The following is a 17,192-nucleotide window of genomic DNA, read 5'->3' on the forward strand; positions in this document are numbered from 1 at the left end:
GACTTGCTTCCTTGGTTCGATTGTTGTCGTCGCGGGGCGGAGGATTGAAACGGAAAGCGTGTCAGCGCCGCTGCCGGGTCTTCGCGTCGAGATACGCGCGATGCGCATCGCCGACGCCGGCGCGCGCGGACACCTGCGGCACCGCGACTTCCCACCATGCGCCGCCGTCCGCGGTCGTGCGCTCGTGCGTCGTGTCGATCACGATGACCTGGCTCGTCTTCGCCGCGCGCGCACGCTTCATTTCGCTGCGCAGTTCGCCGACGTCGCGCACGTGCACGGCTTCGGCGCCCATCGCGCGCGCATGCATCGCGAAGTCGATCGTCGAGCGTTCGCCGCCCTCGGGCACGCAGTCGTCGAGCATGTTGTTGAAGCTCGCACCGCCGCAGTTCAGTTGCAGCCGCTCGATGCAGCCGTAGCCGCGGTTGTCGAGGATCACGACGATGATCTTGCGGCCGAGCATCACGGACGTCGCGAGCTCCGCGTTGAGCATCATGTACGAGCCGTCGCCGACGATCACGATCACTTCGCGCTCGGGCCGCGCGAGCTTCGCGCCGAGGCCGCCCGCGACCTCGTAGCCCATGCACGAGTACGCGTAGTCCATGTGATAGTTGCCCGGCACGCCGCTGCGCCACAGCTTGTGCAGCTCGGCCGGCAGCGTGCCGGCCGCGCACACGACGAGATCGTCGCGCGCGCTGTCGCGCTCCGCGTCGGCCGCGGAGTCGCGCACCGCGCCGATCACTTCCGCGTCGTACGGCAGCGTGTCCTTCGGCACGCGCGTGGTCAGCTCGGTCACGCGCGCGTTCCACGCGGCGGCCTGGTCGCGGTTCGCGGCGGTCCACGCCGCATCCGCCTGCCAGCCCGCGAGCGCGGCCGACAGCTGGCCGAGGCCGGTGCGCGCGTCGGCGATCAATTGCCGGCCGCGTTTCTTGCCCGCATCGAACGGTTGCACGTTCAGGCTCAGCAGAGTCGCGTTGCCGAACAGCGCGTGCGAGCCGGTCGTGAAATCCTGCAGGCGCGTGCCGACCGCGAACACCACGTCGGCCTGCGCGGCTGCGCGGTTCGCGGCGGGCGAGCCCGTCACGCCGATCGAGCCGAGGTTCAGCGGGTGGTCCCACGCGAGGCTGCCCTTGCCGGCCTGCGATTCGGCGACCGGCACGCCGTGCGTGTCGGCGAACGTGCACAACGCATCCCATGCCTGGCTGTACAGCACGCCGCCGCCGGCGACGATCAGCGGCTTCTTCGCGGCCTTCAGCACGTCCAGCGCGTCCGCGAGTTCGAGCGCGTCGGCGGGTGGCCGGCGCATCCGGATCACCGGCGGCGCGAAGAATTCCTCCGGCCAGTCGTACGCGAAGGTCTGCACGTCCTGCGGCAGCGCGAGGCACACGGGCCCGCACTGCGCGGGGTCGGTCATCACCTGGATCGCGCGCGGCAGCGCGACGAGCAGCTGCTCCGGCGACGTGATCCGGTCGAAGTAGCGCGTCACCGGCCGGAAGCAGTCGTTCGCGCTGACGTCGCCCTGTTCGAAATCCTCGACCTGCTGCAGCACCGGGTCGGGCAACCGCGACACGAACACGTCGCCGGGCAGCAGCAACAGCGGTAGCCGGCCGACGTGCGCGAGCGCGGCGGAGGTCAGCATGTTGGTCGCGCCGGGGCCGATGCTCGACGTCGCGGCCATCATCCGCTGGCGGAAATTCGCTTTCGCGAACGCGACGGCCGCATTCGCCATGCCTTGCTCGTTGTGCGCGCGGAACGTCGGCAGCCGGTCCTTTTCGGCGTGCAGCGCCTCGCCGAGCCCGGCCACGTTGCCGTGCCCGAATATCGCGAACACGCCGCCGCAGTACGGCAGGATTTCGGTGCGGCCGTCCGGCTGGACGACTTCGGCGCGCAGGGCGGCCAGATAGCGCACGAGCGCCTGGCTGACGGTCAGTCTCACGGTGGTGGTCATCGTCTGTCGATCAGGAGGAGTCGGGTGGTCATCACGGACATCTGCATCAGGCTGCCGCCGCGGCGCGCGCGGCGGCACGGCGGCCGAGCCAGGCGTCGACCAGCTGCGCGAAATTGCCGGCCACTTCGTCGATCAGCGCCTGGTCGTCGATCCGGCCGGCGAGCCAGTGCAGCGACGCGTCGGCCCACAGCGTACGGCCGACCATGAAGCCCTTGACGATCGGGTTGGTCGCCGAGCGGAAACTGTCGACGAGGTACTGCAACGGCTGGTTCAGCCCGAGGATCACCGCGCCGCGGCAGTACGGATCGCGCTCGGCCACGAGCGTTTCGAGCCGCGCCCAGCCGTCGGCGCTCATCGGCGCGAGCTTCCACCACTCGGGCATCACGCCGAGGTTGTAGAAGCGCGCGACCGTGCGCAGCACCGCGTCGTCCTCGGTGCCGGCCGGCGTGACCGCGCGCGGCGGAATGATTTCCAGCAGCAGCTCGTTGCCGCTCGCGCGCGTGGCTTCCCACAGCTCCAGCACGCGCTGCTCCTGCGCGACGCGCAGGTCGACGTCGTCGTCGGGGTGGTAGTGGACGAGGCACTTCACGACCTGCTCGGTCGGCCAGTGCGTGAGCGACGAGCCGACCGAGCGCGTGTCGTCGAAACACAGCGGCCGCGAGCCGGGCAGTTCGACCGGGCGGCCGACCCACCAGCCGCGGCCGGTGGCCGACGCGAGCGCGTCGCTGCCGTACGCGCCGCCGTCGATCAGCACGCCGACATGGCCTTCGATATGGCGATCGCGCTCGACCTGTTCGGCCGCGCGCACGAGCAGGCGCTTCAGCGTCTTGATCCGCGTCTCGTCCGCGCCGGCCTGCACCGCGAGTTCGTAGAACTGGCTGCGATGGTCGAACGCCATCACGCACAGGTCGTCCCATTCGCGGCGCGGCACCGTCACACGGTGCAGGTGCGCGAGCGTGCGATCGGCGTCCACCCGCGGACTGCGGCTGCCGCCGAACCAGTGCGCGAGTTCGGCCGGCGTCGGCATCGCGGCGGAACACGCGTGGCGCGACACGACGATCGCGCCGCACGCGTTCGCGATGCGCGTCGATTCGGCCCAGTCGCGCCCGCGCAGCAGCCCGGACAGCAGGCCGGACAGGAACGCGTCGCCCGCGCCGAGCACGTTCAGCACGTCGACGCGCTCGCCGTGGAAGGTCGGCGCATCCTCGATACGCGCGGGGATGTCGCCCTCGATCACGCAGCAGCCGAGCGCACCGCGCTTGACCACCAGCGCCGCGCCGCTCGCGCGACGCACGGCCTGCAGCGATGCAATCAGGTCGTGCGGCACGCCGCCCGCGATCAGGAATTCCTCCTCGGTGCCGACCAGCAGGTCGAACTCGCCGAGCACCTGCTGCAACTGGCGCGTGACCTGCGCGTCCGGCACGTAGCGGTTCTCGCCCGCGCCGCGCGCGGTCAGCCCCCACAGCACCGGCCGATAGTCGATGTCGAGAATGCGCACGACACCGTGGCGGCGCGCGTAGCCGAGCGCGGTCAGCGATGCTTCGCGGGTGCCCGGCGTCGACAGATGGGTGCCGGTGATCGCGAGCGCGCGGCAACCGGCGATGAAGTCCTCGCGGATTGCGTCGGCGCGCACGGCCATGTCCGCGCAGTTCTCGCGCACGAACAGCAGCGGGAACGTGTCGCGATCCTTCAGACCGAGCAGCACCAGCGCGGTCAGCCGTTCCGGATCCGTCTGCAGCTGGCTCGTGTCGCAGCCTTCGCGTTCGAGCGTCTCGCGCACGAAGCGGCCCATCTGCTCGTCGCCGACGCGCGAGATCATCGCGGTCTTCAGCCCGAGCCGGGCGACGCCGAACGCGACGTTGCCCGACGAGCCGCCGAGATACATCTGGAAGCTGCGCGCGTCTTCCAGGCGGCTGCCGTACTGTTGCGCGTAAAGGTCCACGGCGACGCGGCCGAGGCAGGCGAGATCGATGGGGCGGTCAGTCGGAAAGTTCAACGGGCTCATATCACGTATCACGCTCGCGGCCGGCGTTCGACCTTGCCGGCGGATTGGGGACCGATCCAGCGACGGATCTTCGTCGCATGTCGCGACGCGACGCGAATGCGCGTGCCGCAACGACTCGGGCTACGGAACGGAGTCTAGACTTTTTGGAAATCCAGTTCCCTAGGTGAAATCACGTAGAAATAAATTTCCAAATTTTCGACGAAGTGATCTACAGTTTCATCCGGATGCTTCAGTCCGTTATCGGACTCGGCCCGGCGGCGCGCAACGCGCCGTTTTCCGCCCCCCGGAGATGAGGAGACAGAGTGATCATGAAGACCAAGCTGATGGCCGCCGCGGCCGCCGCGATCCTGGCCATGCCGCTCGCGCATGCCGAGAAGATCGGCGTGACGATGGCATCGTTCGACGACACGTTCCTGACGATCCTGCGCAACAGCATCGGCGACGCGGCGAAGAAGGACGGCGCGACCGTACAGATCGAGGACGGCGGCAACGACGTCGGCAAGCAGTTGAGCCAGGTCCAGAACATGATCGCGCAGAAGGTCGACGCGATCATCGTGAATGCGGTCGACACCGACGCGACGCCGAAGATCACGAAGATGGTGACCGCCGCGAAGATTCCGCTCGTCTACGTGAACCGCAAGCCGGTCGATTTCGACAAGCTGCCGGCCGGCGTCGCGGTGGTCGCGTCCGACGAGAAGCAGTCGGGCACGCTGCAGGCGCGCCAGGTGTGCAAGCTGCTCGGCGGCAAGGGCGACATCCTCGTGCTGATGGGCGAGCTGTCCAACGAGTCGGCGCGCGCGCGCACCAAGGACATCGAGGACGTGATCGCGACCAAGGACTGTTCCGGCATGAAGATCGTCGACAAGCGCGAAGGCAAGTGGAGCCGCACGCAGGGCCAGGACATCACGATGAACTGGCTGAGCTCGGGGACGAAGTTCGACGCGATCGTGTCGAACAACGACGAAATGGCGATCGGCGCGATCAACGCGCTGAAGGCCGCGCGCAAGCTGACGCCGAAGACGGTCGTCGCGGGCATCGACGCGACGCCGGACGGGCTCGCGGCGATGAAGAGCGGCGACCTGAAGGTGTCCGTGTACCAGAACGCGGCCGGGCAGGGGGCGCAGGCCGTCGCGACCGCGCTGAAGCTCGCGAAGAAGCAGCCGGTCGACCGCTACGTGAACGTGCCGTTCGAGCTGGTCACGCCGGAGAACATGAACCAGTACGCGAAGCACTGACCGGTTTTTCCGCTGAATTGCGCGAGCCCGGCGCGTCCGGGTTCGCGTGTGACTTTCGAGGAACGTCCATGTTTACAGCCAGGATGGCGCGCTCGATGGCCAGCGAAAGCGCGCCGGCCGCCTCGTTCGCCGCGTCGGGTTCGTCCGGTGCGCCCGTCGACGATTGCCTGCTCGAGGTGCGCGGCGTCGGCAAGTCGTTTCCCGGCGTCGTCGCGCTCGACGGCGTGCAGTTCCGCGTGCGCCGCGGCACCGTGCATGCGCTGATGGGCGAGAACGGCGCCGGCAAGTCGACGCTGATGAAGATCATCGCCGGCGTCTACACGCCCGACCAGGGCGAGATCCTGATCAACGGCGAGCCGGTCGTGCTGAGCGGTCCGCTCGACGCGCTCGATCGCGGGATCGCGATGATCCACCAGGAACTCAACCTGATGCCGTACATGACGGTCGCGGAGAACATCTGGATCCGCCGCGAACCGAAGAACCGCTTCGGCCTGATCGATCACGCCGAGCTGCGCCGCCGCACCGCCGCGCTGTTCGAGCGGCTGTCGATCGACATCGACCCCGAAGCCGACGTGCGCACGCTGACGGTCGCGAGCCGCCAGATGGTCGAGATCGCGAAGGCGGTGTCGTTCGACTCGGACGTGCTGATCATGGACGAGCCGACCTCCGCGCTGACCGACAAGGAGGTCACGCACCTGTTCCGGATCATTCGCCAGCTGCGCGAGCAGGGCAAGGGCATCGTCTACATCACGCACAAGATGAACGAGCTGTTCGAGATCGCCGACGAGTTCTCGGTGTTCCGCGACGGCAAGTACATCGGCACGCATGCGTCGACCGACGTCACGCGCGACGACATCATCCGGATGATGGTCGGCCGCGAGATCACGCAGATGTTCCCGAAGGAGGAGGTGCCGATCGGCGACGTCGTGCTGGCCGTGAAGAACCTCGGCGTCGGCGGCGTGTTCCGCGACGTCAGCTTCGAGCTGCGCGCGGGCGAGATCCTCGGCGTCGCGGGCCTCGTCGGCTCGGGGCGCTCGAACGTCGCGGAGGCGCTGTTCGGCGTCGTGCCGGCGACCTCGGGCGAGATCCGGATCGACGGCAAGCCGGTGCGAATTTCCACGCCCGCGCAGGCGATGAAGCACGGGATGGCGTTCCTCACCGAGGACCGCAAGGACACCGGCTGCTTCCTGAATCTCGACCTGCTCGCGAACATGGAAGCGGCGGTGCTCAGCAACCGCTACGTGAAGTTCAATTTCGTGCGGCAGGCGCAGTTGAAGCGCGATTGCGAGGAAATGAGCCGGATGCTGCGCGTGAAGACGCCGGGGCTGCACGAGGAAATCCAGAACCTGTCGGGCGGCAACCAGCAGAAGGTGCTGATCGGCAGATGGTTGCTGACGCAACCGCGCATCCTGATCCTCGACGAGCCGACGCGCGGGATCGACGTCGGCGCGAAGGCCGAGATCCACCGGCTCGTCAGCGCGCTCGCCGGCAAGGGCGTCGCGGTTCTGATGATCTCGTCGGAAATGCCGGAAGTGCTCGGCATGAGCGACCGCGTGATGGTGATGCACGAAGGCCGGATGACCGGCATCGTCGAGCGCAAGGACGCCGACCAGGTCCGCATCATGGACCTGGCCTCGCGCTGAGCCGCAACAAGCATGGAGACAACTGAAATGGGCAACCTGAACCCGGTCGCGGACGCACAGTCCATGACGATCAAGACGCGGCACGCGAAGTGGCCGCCCGAACTGAGCATCTTCCTCGTGCTGGTGGGCATCAGCCTGTTCTTCGAGGTGATCGGCTGGCTCGTCGTCGGCCAGAGCTTCCTGTTCAACGCGGAGCGGCTCGAGATCATCGTGTTGCAGATGGCCGTGATCGGCATCATCGCGGTCGGCGTGAACCTCGTGATCATCACCAGCGGGATCGACCTGTCGTCGGGGTCGGTCGTCGCCGCGGCGGCCGTCGTGTCGGCCAGCCTCGCACAGGTGTCGGATTTTCCGCGCGCGGTGTTCCCGCACCTGACCGACCTGCCGGTCATCTGGCCGGTGCTGGCCGGCGTGTGCGTCGGCCTGCTGGTCGGACTCCTGAACGGCTCGCTGATCGCGCTGACGGGGATCCCGCCGTTCATCGCGACGCTCGGCACGATGGTTGCCGCGCGCGGCTTCGCGAAGTGGTTCACCAACGGGATGCCGGTGTCGATGCTGACCGACCAGTTCGCGGCGATCGGCGCGGGCGCGAACCCGGTGATCATCTTCGTCGTGGTGGCGGCGATCTTCCACGTCGTGCTGCGCTACACGCGCTTCGGCAAGTACACGTATGCGATCGGCGCGAACCGCCACGCGGCCGTCGTGTCGGGCATCAACGTGACGCGCCACCTGGTATTCGTCTATGCGATCGCGGGCTTGCTGAGCGGAATCGCGGGCACCGTGACGGCCGCGCGTGCGATTTCCGGCCAGTCGGGCATGGGCGTGATGTACGAGCTCGACGCGATCGCGGCCGTCGTGATCGGCGGCACGTCGCTGTCGGGCGGTCTCGGGCGCGTGACGGGCACCGTGATCGGCGTGCTGATCCTCGGCGTGATGACGTCGGGCTTCACGTTCATCCGGATCGACGCGTATTACCAGGAAATGGTCAAGGGCGCGATCATCGTCGCGGCCGTGATCGCCGACCAGTATCGCAACAAGAAGTCGCGGCGCTGATTCGCCACGTCCGAATGTCCAACCTTCCGGGAAGAAGATGAAGATCGCTCTGGATCCCTACATGATTCGCCACCTGCCGCTCGACCGGCTGCCGCATGCCGTCGCCGAGCTCGGCTACGACCAGATCGAGCTGTCCCCGCGCAGCGACTTTCTCGACTGGTGGGTGATGCCGCGCGCGACGCGCGAGCGCATGGCCGCGTTCCGGCACGCGTTGCGCGCAAGCGGCGTGGGCCTCGCGTCGCTGCAGCCGATGTATCGCTGGGCCAGCCCGTTCGACGACGAGCGGCAGTGGGCCGTGCGCTGCTGGAAGAAGGCGATCGAGGTCGCGGTCGAGATGGAATGCCCGCTGATGGTGTCCGAATTCGGGCGCGGTGCGTCGCCGGAGCGCTCGGTCGGCGAACGGCCGGGCGCGAACCCGAAGGAGCTGTGCGAAGCCGCATGGTTCCGTTCGATGGACGAGCTGCTGCCGATCCTCGAGCGCGAACGCATCGTGCTGTCGGTCGAGCCGCATCCGGAGGACTGGATCGAGCAGCTGCAGCCGGCGATGGACATCGTCACGAACATCGGCTCGCCGTCGCTGAAACTGTCGTACATCGCGCCGCACACGTTCTACTACGGCGACGACATGGCGGCGATGATCGCGGCCGCCGCGCCGATCCTCGCGCACGTGCGCGTGGCCGACACCTTCGATCACCGCAAGAGCAGCCAGCTACGCTACATCGTGAACCCGCCGGGCTCGAACCAGATCCGCGTGCACCAGCATCTCGACATCGGGCAGGGCGAGATCGACTGGGACGTGTTTTTCCGCGCACTCGGCAGCGTCGGCTTCGACGGCGTGATGTCGTCGTGTGTGTTCGCGTGGGAGGACCGCGCCGAAGCGTCGTCGCGCTACATGCGCGACACGATCCAGCGCTACGTCGAGCGCCATTTCGATCGGGCGACCGCGCGCTGACCCGCCTGGAACCATTGCTGACCGGCGCGGCACGGGCCGTGCCGTTGATGAACGACAGACTGGAGATATCCGGATGACCTTGCAAATCGGCGTGATCGGCTGCGGCGCGATCGGCCAGGACCATATCCGCAGGCTCACACGCACGCTGTCCGGCGCGCGCGTGGTGGCCGTCAACGACATCGATCCGCAGCAGGCGCGCGACGCGGTGACGAAGTACGGGCTCGACGCGGAAATCTACGGCGACGGCCACGAGGTGGTCGCGGCCGCCGACGTGCAGGCCGTGCTCGTCACGTCGTGGGGGCCGACGCACGAAGCGTTCGTGCTCGACGCGATCGCGCACGGCAAGCCGGTGTTCTGCGAGAAGCCGCTCGCGGTGACGGCCGACGGCTGCATGCGCATCGTCGAGGCCGAGGTCGCGCACGGCAAGCGGCTCGTGCAGGTCGGCTTCATGCGGCCGTACGACGAAGGCTATCGCGCGCTGAAGCGCGTGATCGACGGCGGCGAGATCGGCGCGCCGCTGATGCTGCATTGCGCGCACCGCAACCAGTCGGTCGGCGAGCGCTATACGACCGACATGGCGATCACCGACACGCTGATCCACGAACTCGACGTGCTGCGCTGGCTGCTCGGCGAGGACTACACGAGCGCGCAGGTCGTCTACCCGAAGAAGACGCGTCATGCGAGCGCGCATCTCGCCGATCCGCAGATCGTGCTGCTCGAAACCGCGAGCGGCGTGCGCATCGACGTCGAGATCTTCGTCAACTGCCAGTACGGCTATGACATCCAGTGCGAGGTGGTCGGCGAGAACGGCATCGCGAAGCTGCCCGATCCGCCCGCGGTCGGGCTCAAGCATGCGGCGCGGCAGTCGGTCGAGATCATGACCGACTGGAAAGAGCGCTTCATCGCGTCGTACGACGTCGAGCTGCAGGCGTTCGTCGACGGCGTGCGACACGGGGCGCTGACCGGCCCGTCCGCATGGGACGGCTATGCGGCGGCGGTCGCGGCCGATGCGTGCGTGCGCGCGCAGCAGAGCGGGGCGGTCGAGCCGATCGCGATGGCCGAACGTCCGGCGTTTTATCGCGGCTGAACAGGCTGAACACGCTGATACCGGGCCGCGTGTTCATGCGGCCACGCTCGCGGCCGCGCGCCGCTTTCCTGATGAACCGACCGACATGACGATGAAGATTGGCTGCGCGCCCTGCTGCTGGGGCGTCGACGATGTGAAGAACCCGCACCTGCCGCCGTGGCGGCGCGTGCTCGCCGAAGCTGCGGAGGCGGGCTATTCGGGCATCGAGCTCGGCCCGTACGGCTACATCCCGCTCGAGCTCGACGTGGTGAGCGCCGAGCTCGAACGGCAGCGCTTGAGTATCACCGCCGGCACGATCTTCGACGACCTGGTGTCGCCGGAGAACCTGCCGAACCTGCTGCGCCAGACGCGCGAGATTTGCGCGCTCATCTCGCGCTTGCCGAAGCTGCCGACGCAGCCGGGTCAGCGCCATGCGGCGCCGTACCTGGTCGTGATGGACTGGGGGCACGACGAACGCGACTACGCGGCCGGCCATGCCGATCGTGCGCCGCGCCTGTCCGACGAGCGCTGGGCGCGCATGGTCGACCACATTCGCGAGATCGCGACGATCGCGCGCGACGAATTCGGCGTGCGCGCGGTGATCCATCCGCATGCGGGCGGCTACATCGAGTTCGCGGACGAGATCGACCGGATCGTCGCCGACATCGCTGCCGATACGGCGGGCCTCTGTCTCGACACCGGGCACCTGTACTACTCGGGGATGGATCCCGAGACGTGGCTGCGCCGTCACGCGGCGCGGCTCGACTACGTGCATTTCAAGGATATTGACGCGGCCGTGTACCACGCGGTGATGGGCGAACACATCGCGTTCTTCGCGGCGTGCGCGCGCGGCGTGATGTGCCCGATCGGCAACGGCGTGCTCGACTACCGCGCGATCCGTCGCGCGCTCGACGACATCGGCTATGCGGGCTACATCACGATCGAACAGGAGCGCGATCCGCGCAATGCCGGCACGAGCCTGCGCGACGTCGCGGCGAGCCGCGCGTTCCTCGCGTCGGCCGGATTCGCGTAATCGGCCGTCGGCCCAGACATTCTGAACACTGAACACGGACAGGAACACGACAATCATGATCGACGGACAGATTCTGCTCGGACATTCGATTCCCTGGGGCATGGTCGGCGGCGGGCTCGGCAGCCAGATCGGCTACAGCCACCGGTCGGCCGCGTTGCGCGACGGCAGCTTCCGGCTGGTCGCCGGCGCATTCGACATCGATGCCGAGCGCGGCCGGCAGTTCGGCGTGAAGCTCGGCGTCGACGCCGAGCGCTGCTATTCCGACTACCGGACGATGTTCGAGGTCGAGGCGAAGCGCGCCGACGGCATTCGCGCGGTGTCCATCGCGACGCCGAACAATACGCACTTCGAAATTTGCCGCGCGGCGCTGAACGCGGGGCTTCATGTGGTTTGCGAGAAGCCGCTCTGCTTCACGACCGAGGAGGCCGAGACGCTGCAGCGGCTGTCCGTCGAGAAGAACCGCATCGTCGGCGTCGCGTACGGTTATTCAGGTCACCAGATGATCGAGCAGGCGCGCGAAATGATCGCGCGCGGCGATCTCGGCGAGATCCGCATCGTGCAGATGCAGTTCGCGCACGGCTTCCACAGCGAGGGCGTCGAGGCCGCGAGCGCGGCCGCCCGCTGGCGCGTCGACCCGAAATTCGCGGGCCCGAGCTACGTGCTCGGCGACATCGGCACGCATCCGCTGTACATCTCGGAAGTGATGGCGCCCGAGCTGAAGATCCGCCGTCTGATGTGCTCGCGGCAAAGCTTCGTGAAGAGCCGCGCGCCGCTCGAGGACAACGCGTTCACGATCATGGAATACGACACGGGCGCGATCGGCTACGTCTGGTCGAGCGCGGTGAACGCGGGCTCGATGCACGGGCAGAAGGTGCGCGTGATCGGCTCGAAGGCGAGCGTCGAATGGTGGGACGAACATCCGAACCAGTTGCGCTACGAAATCCAGGGGCAACCCGCGCAGGTGCTCGATCGCGGAATGGGCTATCTGCATCCGCACGCCTTGCGCGAGGATCGCATCGGCGCCGGGCATCCGGAAGGGCTGTTCGAAGCGTGGTCGAACCTGTATGCGCGTTTCGCGCTCGCGATGGACGCGGCCGACCGCGGCGACGCGCAGGCATTGAAGCAGATCCGCTTTCCGGACGTCCACGCGGGCGTCGAAGGCGTGCGCTGGGTCGAGAACTGCGTGCGGTCCGCCGATGCGGGCGGCGTGTGGGTCGACTATCGTTGAGCCATGGACGGCCGATGCGCGTCATCGGCCAGCGGCGGCGGGTGTCGGCGTCCGCGTCGGTAGACGCCCTAATCTTTACGGCACGGCGAGCGCGTTGGAAAATCGTTTCCATTACCGCCGTGGAGCGTGTGCAGGTGATGATCGAGCGCGTGGGAGCGAGCGTGCGGCGCGGTCCGTGCCGCAAACGTGATTAAATTCGCCCTTCATGCATGTGTACAGGTGAGTCCCGGGCGGCGTGCGTCGGTATCGCGCGCGCATCGGGGCCGTCAACTTCGCGCTATCCGATGAGTTCATCCGAGAAACCTCCCGCCACCGTCGAGCAGTTCCTGCAGCATCTGACGCAGGAGTACGACGGCCTCAGCAATCGCTTGAAGGTGATCGCGCGTCACGTGGAAACGCATCGGGACCAGCTTGGCCTGGAAGGCATCCAGTCGCTCGCGGAGGCGTGCGGGGTCCAGCCGTCGGCCGTCGTGCGGTTCGCGAAGCATTTCGGCTTTTCCGGCTTCTCCGAGATGCAGCGATTGTTCCGCGAGGGCCTGGCCCAGCAGATCGCGCCGGGCCGCGCGTACAACCTGCGATTGCGCGACGTGATCGAATCGGGCTCGTCGAGCCTGCAACCCGAGCAGATTGCCGACGAATTCATCAAGGGCAGCATTGCCGGGATGCAACAGTTGCGGCAGACGCTCGACCCGCAGGCGCTCGCGCAGGCCGTCGACCTGCTCGCCGACACGCAGGCGATCTGGATCGCCGGCTCGCGCCGCGCGTTTCCGATCGCCGTCTATCTCGACTACGCGCTGCAGCACACCGACAAGCGCATCGGCCTGTTCAGCGCGCTCGGCAGCATGCATCTCGGGCAGATCCGGTCGGTGCGCGAGGGCGACGTGATGATCGTGATCTCGTTCATGCCGTATGCGGACGAGACGGTGCAGGTCGCGCAGCAGGCCGTGCAGCGCGGCGCGCGCCTGATCGCGATCACCGACAGCCGGATGAGCCCGCTGGCGCGGGAGGCCGAGGTGACGCTGATGGTGCAGGACAGCGCGACGTTCGGGTTCCGTGCGCTGACCGCGACGATGGGCCTCGCGCAGAGCCTGTTCGTGGCGCTCGCCTATCGGCTCGAGCTGTCGTACCTGCCGACCGCCGACGGCGGCCACGACACGAAGGCCGGCTGACGCCGACCTTGCGCATGCGTGCCGCCCGCGGGCACATCCGGCGGGCGGCATGCGCATCGCGCTTACTTCGCGGTCGGCATCGCGAATTCCGCGCCCTTGCCGATGCTCGACGCCCAGCGCTGCATCACCGACTTCTGGCGCGTGTAGAAGCGCACGCCTTCCTCGCCGTATGCATGCATGTCGCCGAACAGGCTCTTCTTCCAGCCGCCGAAGCCGTGCCATGCCATCGGCACCGGGATCGGCACGTTGATGCCGACCATGCCGACCTGGATGCGCCGCGCGAATTCGCGTGCGATGCCGCCGTCGCTCGTGAAGCACGACACGCCGTTGCCGAACTCGTGCGCGTTGATCAGGTCGACCGCTTCGCCGAAGTCCTTCACGCGCACGCAGCCGAGCACGGGCCCGAAGATTTCCTCCTTGTAGATGCGCATGTCGGGCGTCACATGATCGAACAGTGTGCCGCCGGTGAAGAAGCCCGCCTCGCGGCCCGGCACGCGCAGCCCGCGCCCGTCGACCACGAGCTGCGCGCCTTCGCTGACGCCTTGCTCGATATAGCCTTCGATACGCTTGAGCGCTTCGCCGGTGACGATCGGACCCATCTCGACTTCCGGCGACATCCCGTCGCCGATCACCAGCTTGCGCGCGCGCTCGGCGACCGCCGGCACGATCTTGTCGGCCACGTCGCCGACCAGCACCGCGACGCTGATCGCCATGCAGCGTTCGCCCGCCGAGCCGTACGCGGCGCCGATCAGCGCGTCGACCGCCTGCTCGATGTTCGCGTCGGGCATCACGACGAGGTGGTTCTTCGCGCCGCCGAGCGCCTGCACGCGCTTGCCCGACTGCACCGCGCGCTGCTGCACGTAAGCCGCGATCGGCGTCGAGCCGACGAAGCTGACGGCCTGCACGTCCGGATGGTCGAGCAGCGCGTCGACCGCGCCCTTGTCGCCCTGCACGACGTTGAACACGCCGGCGGGCAGGCCGGCCTGCGTGAGCAGGTCGGCCATGAACAGCGCCGCCGACGGGTCGCGTTCGCTCGGCTTCAGCACGAACGTGTTGCCCGTCGCGAGCGCGACCGGGAACATCCAGCACGGCACCATGCACGGAAAGTTGAACGGCGTGATCCCGGCGACGACGCCGAGCGGCTGGCGCATCGTCCAGTTGTCGATGCCGGTGCTGACCTGATCGGTGAAGTCGCCCTTCAGCAGCTGCGGCACGCCGCATGCGAATTCGATGATGTCGATGCCGCGCGCGACCTCGCCCTGCGCGTCGGAGAACACCTTGCCGTGCTCGGCCGTGATGATCGCCGCGAGCGCGTCGCGGTGTTCGTTCATCAGCTGCAGGAAGCGGTGCAGCACGCGTGCGCGGCGGATCGGCGGCGTGGCGGCCCAGGCCGGGAATGCGGCGTGGGCGGACGCGACGGCCTGCTGCACCTCGTCGTCGTCGGCGAGCGCGACGCGGCGCACCGCGCGGCCGAGCGCCGGATTGAGGACGTCCTGGAAGCGGCCGCTGCGGCCGGCAACGGGCGCGCCGTCGACGTAGTGGCCGACGTCGGCGTCGGACGTGTAGGCGGGAACCGGGTTCATCGTGTCTCCTGAGATGGGGGTGGATGGAACCTAGTCTAGGCAAAGCGGCGGGGCGGGAGAAGGCCGCGCAGCTTGATTCACTGTTCAGAATTCTGAATAATCGGCGAATGAATCAGCAAAATGTCCAGGCGCTCTGGCCGCACATCCATTCGCTGACGGTGCTGGCGGCGGCAGGCAGTTTCACCGCCGCCGCGCAGCGGCTCGGCATCAGCAAGGCCGCGATGAGCCAGCGCATCGCCGATCTCGAGAAGGCGGCCGGCGTGCCGCTGGTGCGGCGCACGACGCGCAGCGTGCGGCTCACCGACGCGGGGCAGACGCTGGTCGACAGCACCCGCGACGCGTTCGAATCGATCGGCCAGCACTTCGCGCGCGTGAAGGACCTGGCCGGCGAGCCGCGCGGGCTGCTGCGCGTGACGGCGCCCGTCGCGCTGGGGCGCCAGCAGGTCGTGCCGCACTTGCCCGATTTCCTGCGGCAGCATCCGGGCGTGCATATCGAACTCGACCTGTCCGACCGGCTGCATTCGCTGACGCAGGAGGGTTTCGACCTCGCGATCCGCCATACGACGACCGCGCCGCAAACCCACGTCGCGTGGAAGCTGTGCGACACGCGTTCGTTGCTGGTCGCGAGCCGGGACTACCTCGACGCGCGCGGCACGCCGCGCCACCCGAGCGAGCTCGTCGACCACAGCTGCCTGTGCTACCTGCGCGACAACGAACCGGCGGCGTGGAGCTTCGAGCCGGACGGCCGCCGGCGCCAGCGCGTGAGCGTGCCCGTGCGCGGCAGCTTCGCGGCGAACAACAGCGAGGCGATGCGCGAGGCCGCGCTCGGCGGGCTCGGCATCGCGCTGCTGCCGGATTTCAGCGCGCGGCGCGATCTCGACGCCGGCCGGCTCGTCGCGCTGCTCGACGGCTGGCGACCGTCGGGCGCGTTCGGTGACCACATCTTCGCCATCCGGCCGTACAGCCCGGTCGTGCCGAGCGCGGTGCGCGCGCTCGTGAGGCACCTGCGCGAGCGGCTCGCGGGCGGTTTCACGGGCGCCTGACAGGCGAGGGCGGGTGCGCCGGTCGTATGGCCGGGCTCCGGCCGCGCGGGCAGGGGTGGCCGCGCTGCGGTAAAATCGCCGCTTCCTCCCGCGCCCGTGTGGCGCGTCATTCGAAGGTCGACAGCCGATGCAGATTCACAAGGAAGTGGATGCGCGCGGGCTCAATTGCCCGTTGCCGATCCTGCGCGCCAAGAAAGCGCTCGCCGATATGGAGAGCGGGCAGATCCTCAAGGTGCTCGCGACCGATCCGGGCTCGCAGCGCGATTTCGCCGCGTTCGCGAAGCAGACGGGCAACGAGATCGTCGAAGTGACGACCCAGGACAAGACGTTCGTGTTCCTGATGCGCCGCCGCTGACGGCCCGCATCACGCGCCGCTTGCGGCAACCGCACGGGCAGCGCCCGTTGCGGTCCGGCCGCGCCTCTGACACCTCTGACAATTCTTAAACCTCGTCGCACGGTCGGCTGCGTATACTGACCCGGCCGGTCGTCCGTCTCGGATGGATGCGCCGGCCACGGTACGTCATACGAGGTTGGCACGGGGGCCATGCCTGACGCTACCGTCGTACAAACGGGGAGAGGACATGTCCTTCAGACCAGGGACCATTCGAAGTCCGTCCGCAGCGGAATGCATCGCGCCCGCACGCGCGGCGGGGTTGAGCCGGATCGAGCTCGACCCGCAACGGGATCGCCACGCGCGTGCCGCGCTGGAGGCATATGCCGATTCGGCGGCGGCCGAGATGCCGTGGCTGGCCGAATCGCTCGACGAACGGCTGCGCGGCGCCGCGCAGGACGATGGCGCGGGCCTCACGTATTGCGGCGCAACGATCGAGCGCGTGTTCGATCTCGCGCAGACGTGGGCGGCGAGCCAGCCCGACTACGCGGCGCCGGCGTGGGAGCGCGTGCGCGGCCAGCTCGAGCGGATGCTGGGGCGGCCGGAGGCGTTCCCGGTCGCGCGGCTGCGGCGACTGTCGACCGACGATCTGGCCGAGCCGAAGGCCGGCAAGGCGGGCTCCGACTAGGCGCGCAATCGCGCGACGGGAAGGATTATTCGAATAAAGGACCGTAGTCCGCGCAATTTCTTGGCGAATTTCATACTACTATGATGAAATCGCCGGTTCGTCCGTGCCCCGTTTTTGAGATATTTTCCCGGGGCGGCCGTGCCGCGCAGGTCGCGCGCTCGGCAAACGACGGCTCGCCGGCCGGTGTCGAAGGCCGCGCGCATGCTGCGCGGGGTGAG

The 17,192-nt window shown here is 68.2% G+C and carries 14 protein-coding genes; 11 read left to right on the forward strand and 3 right to left on the reverse strand.

From position 1 onward, the window contains the following. Positions 1-61: 61 nt before the first annotated feature. Both iolD and iolC read right to left on the reverse strand, forming a co-directional pair. Positions 62-1,945, reverse strand: coding sequence for a 3D-(3,5/4)-trihydroxycyclohexane-1,2-dione acylhydrolase (decyclizing) (iolD, locus tag WS46_RS14110; RefSeq protein ID WP_059690888.1), 1,884 nt, complete (start codon positions 1,943-1,945; stop codon positions 62-64). 46 nt (positions 1,946-1,991) lie between these two features. Beyond that, positions 1,992-3,950: a 5-dehydro-2-deoxygluconokinase gene (gene iolC, locus WS46_RS14115; RefSeq protein WP_059690889.1), complete on the reverse strand. Its 1,959-nt coding sequence runs from the start codon at positions 3,948-3,950 to the stop codon at positions 1,992-1,994. Positions 3,951-4,258: 308 nt separating this feature from the next. Here iolC and WS46_RS14120 point away from each other — a divergent pair, with 308 nt between their 5' ends. The 8 genes from WS46_RS14120 (at position 4,259) to WS46_RS14160 (ending at position 13,329) form a co-directional block, all read left to right on the forward strand. Next, positions 4,259-5,185, forward strand: a complete 927-nt coding sequence (locus WS46_RS14120) for a sugar ABC transporter substrate-binding protein (RefSeq protein WP_059690890.1) — start codon at positions 4,259-4,261, stop codon at positions 5,183-5,185. Between the two features lie 68 nt (positions 5,186-5,253). Then, positions 5,254-6,828, forward strand: coding sequence for a sugar ABC transporter ATP-binding protein (locus WS46_RS14125; RefSeq protein ID WP_059690891.1), 1,575 nt, complete (start codon positions 5,254-5,256; stop codon positions 6,826-6,828). 27 nt (positions 6,829-6,855) lie between these two features. Next, positions 6,856-7,881 carry an ABC transporter permease gene (locus WS46_RS14130; RefSeq protein ID WP_040143986.1) on the forward strand — a complete coding sequence of 342 codons (1,026 nt, stop codon included), beginning with the start codon at positions 6,856-6,858 and terminating at the stop codon, positions 7,879-7,881. Positions 7,882-7,918: 37 nt separating this feature from the next. Further along, complete coding sequence (locus WS46_RS14135; RefSeq protein ID WP_059690892.1) at positions 7,919-8,833, forward strand: sugar phosphate isomerase/epimerase family protein; 915 nt, start codon at positions 7,919-7,921, stop codon at positions 8,831-8,833. A gap of 73 nt (positions 8,834-8,906) precedes the next feature. Further along, complete coding sequence (locus tag WS46_RS14140; protein ID WP_059690893.1) at positions 8,907-9,920, forward strand: Gfo/Idh/MocA family protein; 1,014 nt, start codon at positions 8,907-8,909, stop codon at positions 9,918-9,920. A gap of 85 nt (positions 9,921-10,005) precedes the next feature. Beyond that, entirely contained in the window at positions 10,006-10,932 is a 927-nt protein-coding gene (locus WS46_RS14145) for a TIM barrel protein (protein ID WP_059690894.1), read from the forward strand. A 55-nt stretch (positions 10,933-10,987) separates the two neighbouring features. Continuing rightward, positions 10,988-12,160 (forward strand): Gfo/Idh/MocA family protein, encoded by a 1,173-nt coding sequence (locus WS46_RS14150; protein WP_059690895.1) that lies wholly within the window; start codon positions 10,988-10,990, stop codon positions 12,158-12,160. Positions 12,161-12,444: 284 nt separating this feature from the next. Beyond that, positions 12,445-13,329 (forward strand): MurR/RpiR family transcriptional regulator, encoded by an 885-nt coding sequence (locus tag WS46_RS14160; RefSeq protein ID WP_059524114.1) that lies wholly within the window; start codon positions 12,445-12,447, stop codon positions 13,327-13,329. 62 nt (positions 13,330-13,391) lie between these two features. Here the strand turns inward: WS46_RS14160 and WS46_RS14165 are convergent, their stop codons facing one another. Next, the gene (locus WS46_RS14165) at positions 13,392-14,912 is read right to left on the reverse strand and encodes a CoA-acylating methylmalonate-semialdehyde dehydrogenase (protein WP_059690897.1); all 1,521 of its coding nucleotides are present in this window, start codon (positions 14,910-14,912) and stop codon (positions 13,392-13,394) included. Positions 14,913-15,019: 107 nt separating this feature from the next. Between WS46_RS14165 and WS46_RS14170 the strand changes: the two genes are divergently transcribed. The 3 genes from WS46_RS14170 to WS46_RS14180 all read left to right on the forward strand — a co-directional run bounded on the left by WS46_RS14170 (position 15,020) and on the right by WS46_RS14180 (position 16,974). Next, a complete protein-coding gene (locus WS46_RS14170) occupies positions 15,020-15,955 on the forward strand; it encodes a LysR family transcriptional regulator (protein ID WP_059690898.1) in 936 nt (311 codons plus the stop codon). A 127-nt stretch (positions 15,956-16,082) separates the two neighbouring features. Continuing rightward, the gene (locus WS46_RS14175) at positions 16,083-16,310 is read left to right on the forward strand and encodes a sulfurtransferase TusA family protein (RefSeq protein WP_006753156.1); all 228 of its coding nucleotides are present in this window, start codon (positions 16,083-16,085) and stop codon (positions 16,308-16,310) included. Between the two features lie 226 nt (positions 16,311-16,536). After that, positions 16,537-16,974 carry a hypothetical protein gene (locus WS46_RS14180; protein ID WP_059524120.1) on the forward strand — a complete coding sequence of 146 codons (438 nt, stop codon included), beginning with the start codon at positions 16,537-16,539 and terminating at the stop codon, positions 16,972-16,974. Positions 16,975-17,192 lie beyond the last annotated feature (218 nt).

Source organism: Burkholderia sp. RF4-BP95, assembly GCF_001521985.1.
Lineage (GTDB): Bacteria > Pseudomonadota > Gammaproteobacteria > Burkholderiales > Burkholderiaceae > Burkholderia > Burkholderia diffusa.

Coding starts and splice junctions, on each gene's coding strand:
- iolD (WP_059690888.1), bottom strand. CDS start 1,945: ATGACCACCACCGTGAGACTGACCGTCAGCCAGGCGCTCGTGCGCTAT.
- iolC (WP_059690889.1), bottom strand. CDS start 3,950: ATGAGCCCGTTGAACTTTCCGACTGACCGCCCCATCGATCTCGCCTGC.
- WS46_RS14120 (WP_059690890.1), top strand. CDS start 4,259: ATGAAGACCAAGCTGATGGCCGCCGCGGCCGCCGCGATCCTGGCCATG.
- WS46_RS14125 (WP_059690891.1), top strand. CDS start 5,254: ATGTTTACAGCCAGGATGGCGCGCTCGATGGCCAGCGAAAGCGCGCCG.
- WS46_RS14130 (WP_040143986.1), top strand. CDS start 6,856: ATGGGCAACCTGAACCCGGTCGCGGACGCACAGTCCATGACGATCAAG.
- WS46_RS14135 (WP_059690892.1), top strand. CDS start 7,919: ATGAAGATCGCTCTGGATCCCTACATGATTCGCCACCTGCCGCTCGAC.
- WS46_RS14140 (WP_059690893.1), top strand. CDS start 8,907: ATGACCTTGCAAATCGGCGTGATCGGCTGCGGCGCGATCGGCCAGGAC.
- WS46_RS14145 (WP_059690894.1), top strand. CDS start 10,006: ATGACGATGAAGATTGGCTGCGCGCCCTGCTGCTGGGGCGTCGACGAT.
- WS46_RS14150 (WP_059690895.1), top strand. CDS start 10,988: ATGATCGACGGACAGATTCTGCTCGGACATTCGATTCCCTGGGGCATG.
- WS46_RS14160 (WP_059524114.1), top strand. CDS start 12,445: ATGAGTTCATCCGAGAAACCTCCCGCCACCGTCGAGCAGTTCCTGCAG.
- WS46_RS14165 (WP_059690897.1), bottom strand. CDS start 14,912: ATGAACCCGGTTCCCGCCTACACGTCCGACGCCGACGTCGGCCACTAC.
- WS46_RS14170 (WP_059690898.1), top strand. CDS start 15,020: ATGAATCAGCAAAATGTCCAGGCGCTCTGGCCGCACATCCATTCGCTG.
- WS46_RS14175 (WP_006753156.1), top strand. CDS start 16,083: ATGCAGATTCACAAGGAAGTGGATGCGCGCGGGCTCAATTGCCCGTTG.
- WS46_RS14180 (WP_059524120.1), top strand. CDS start 16,537: ATGTCCTTCAGACCAGGGACCATTCGAAGTCCGTCCGCAGCGGAATGC.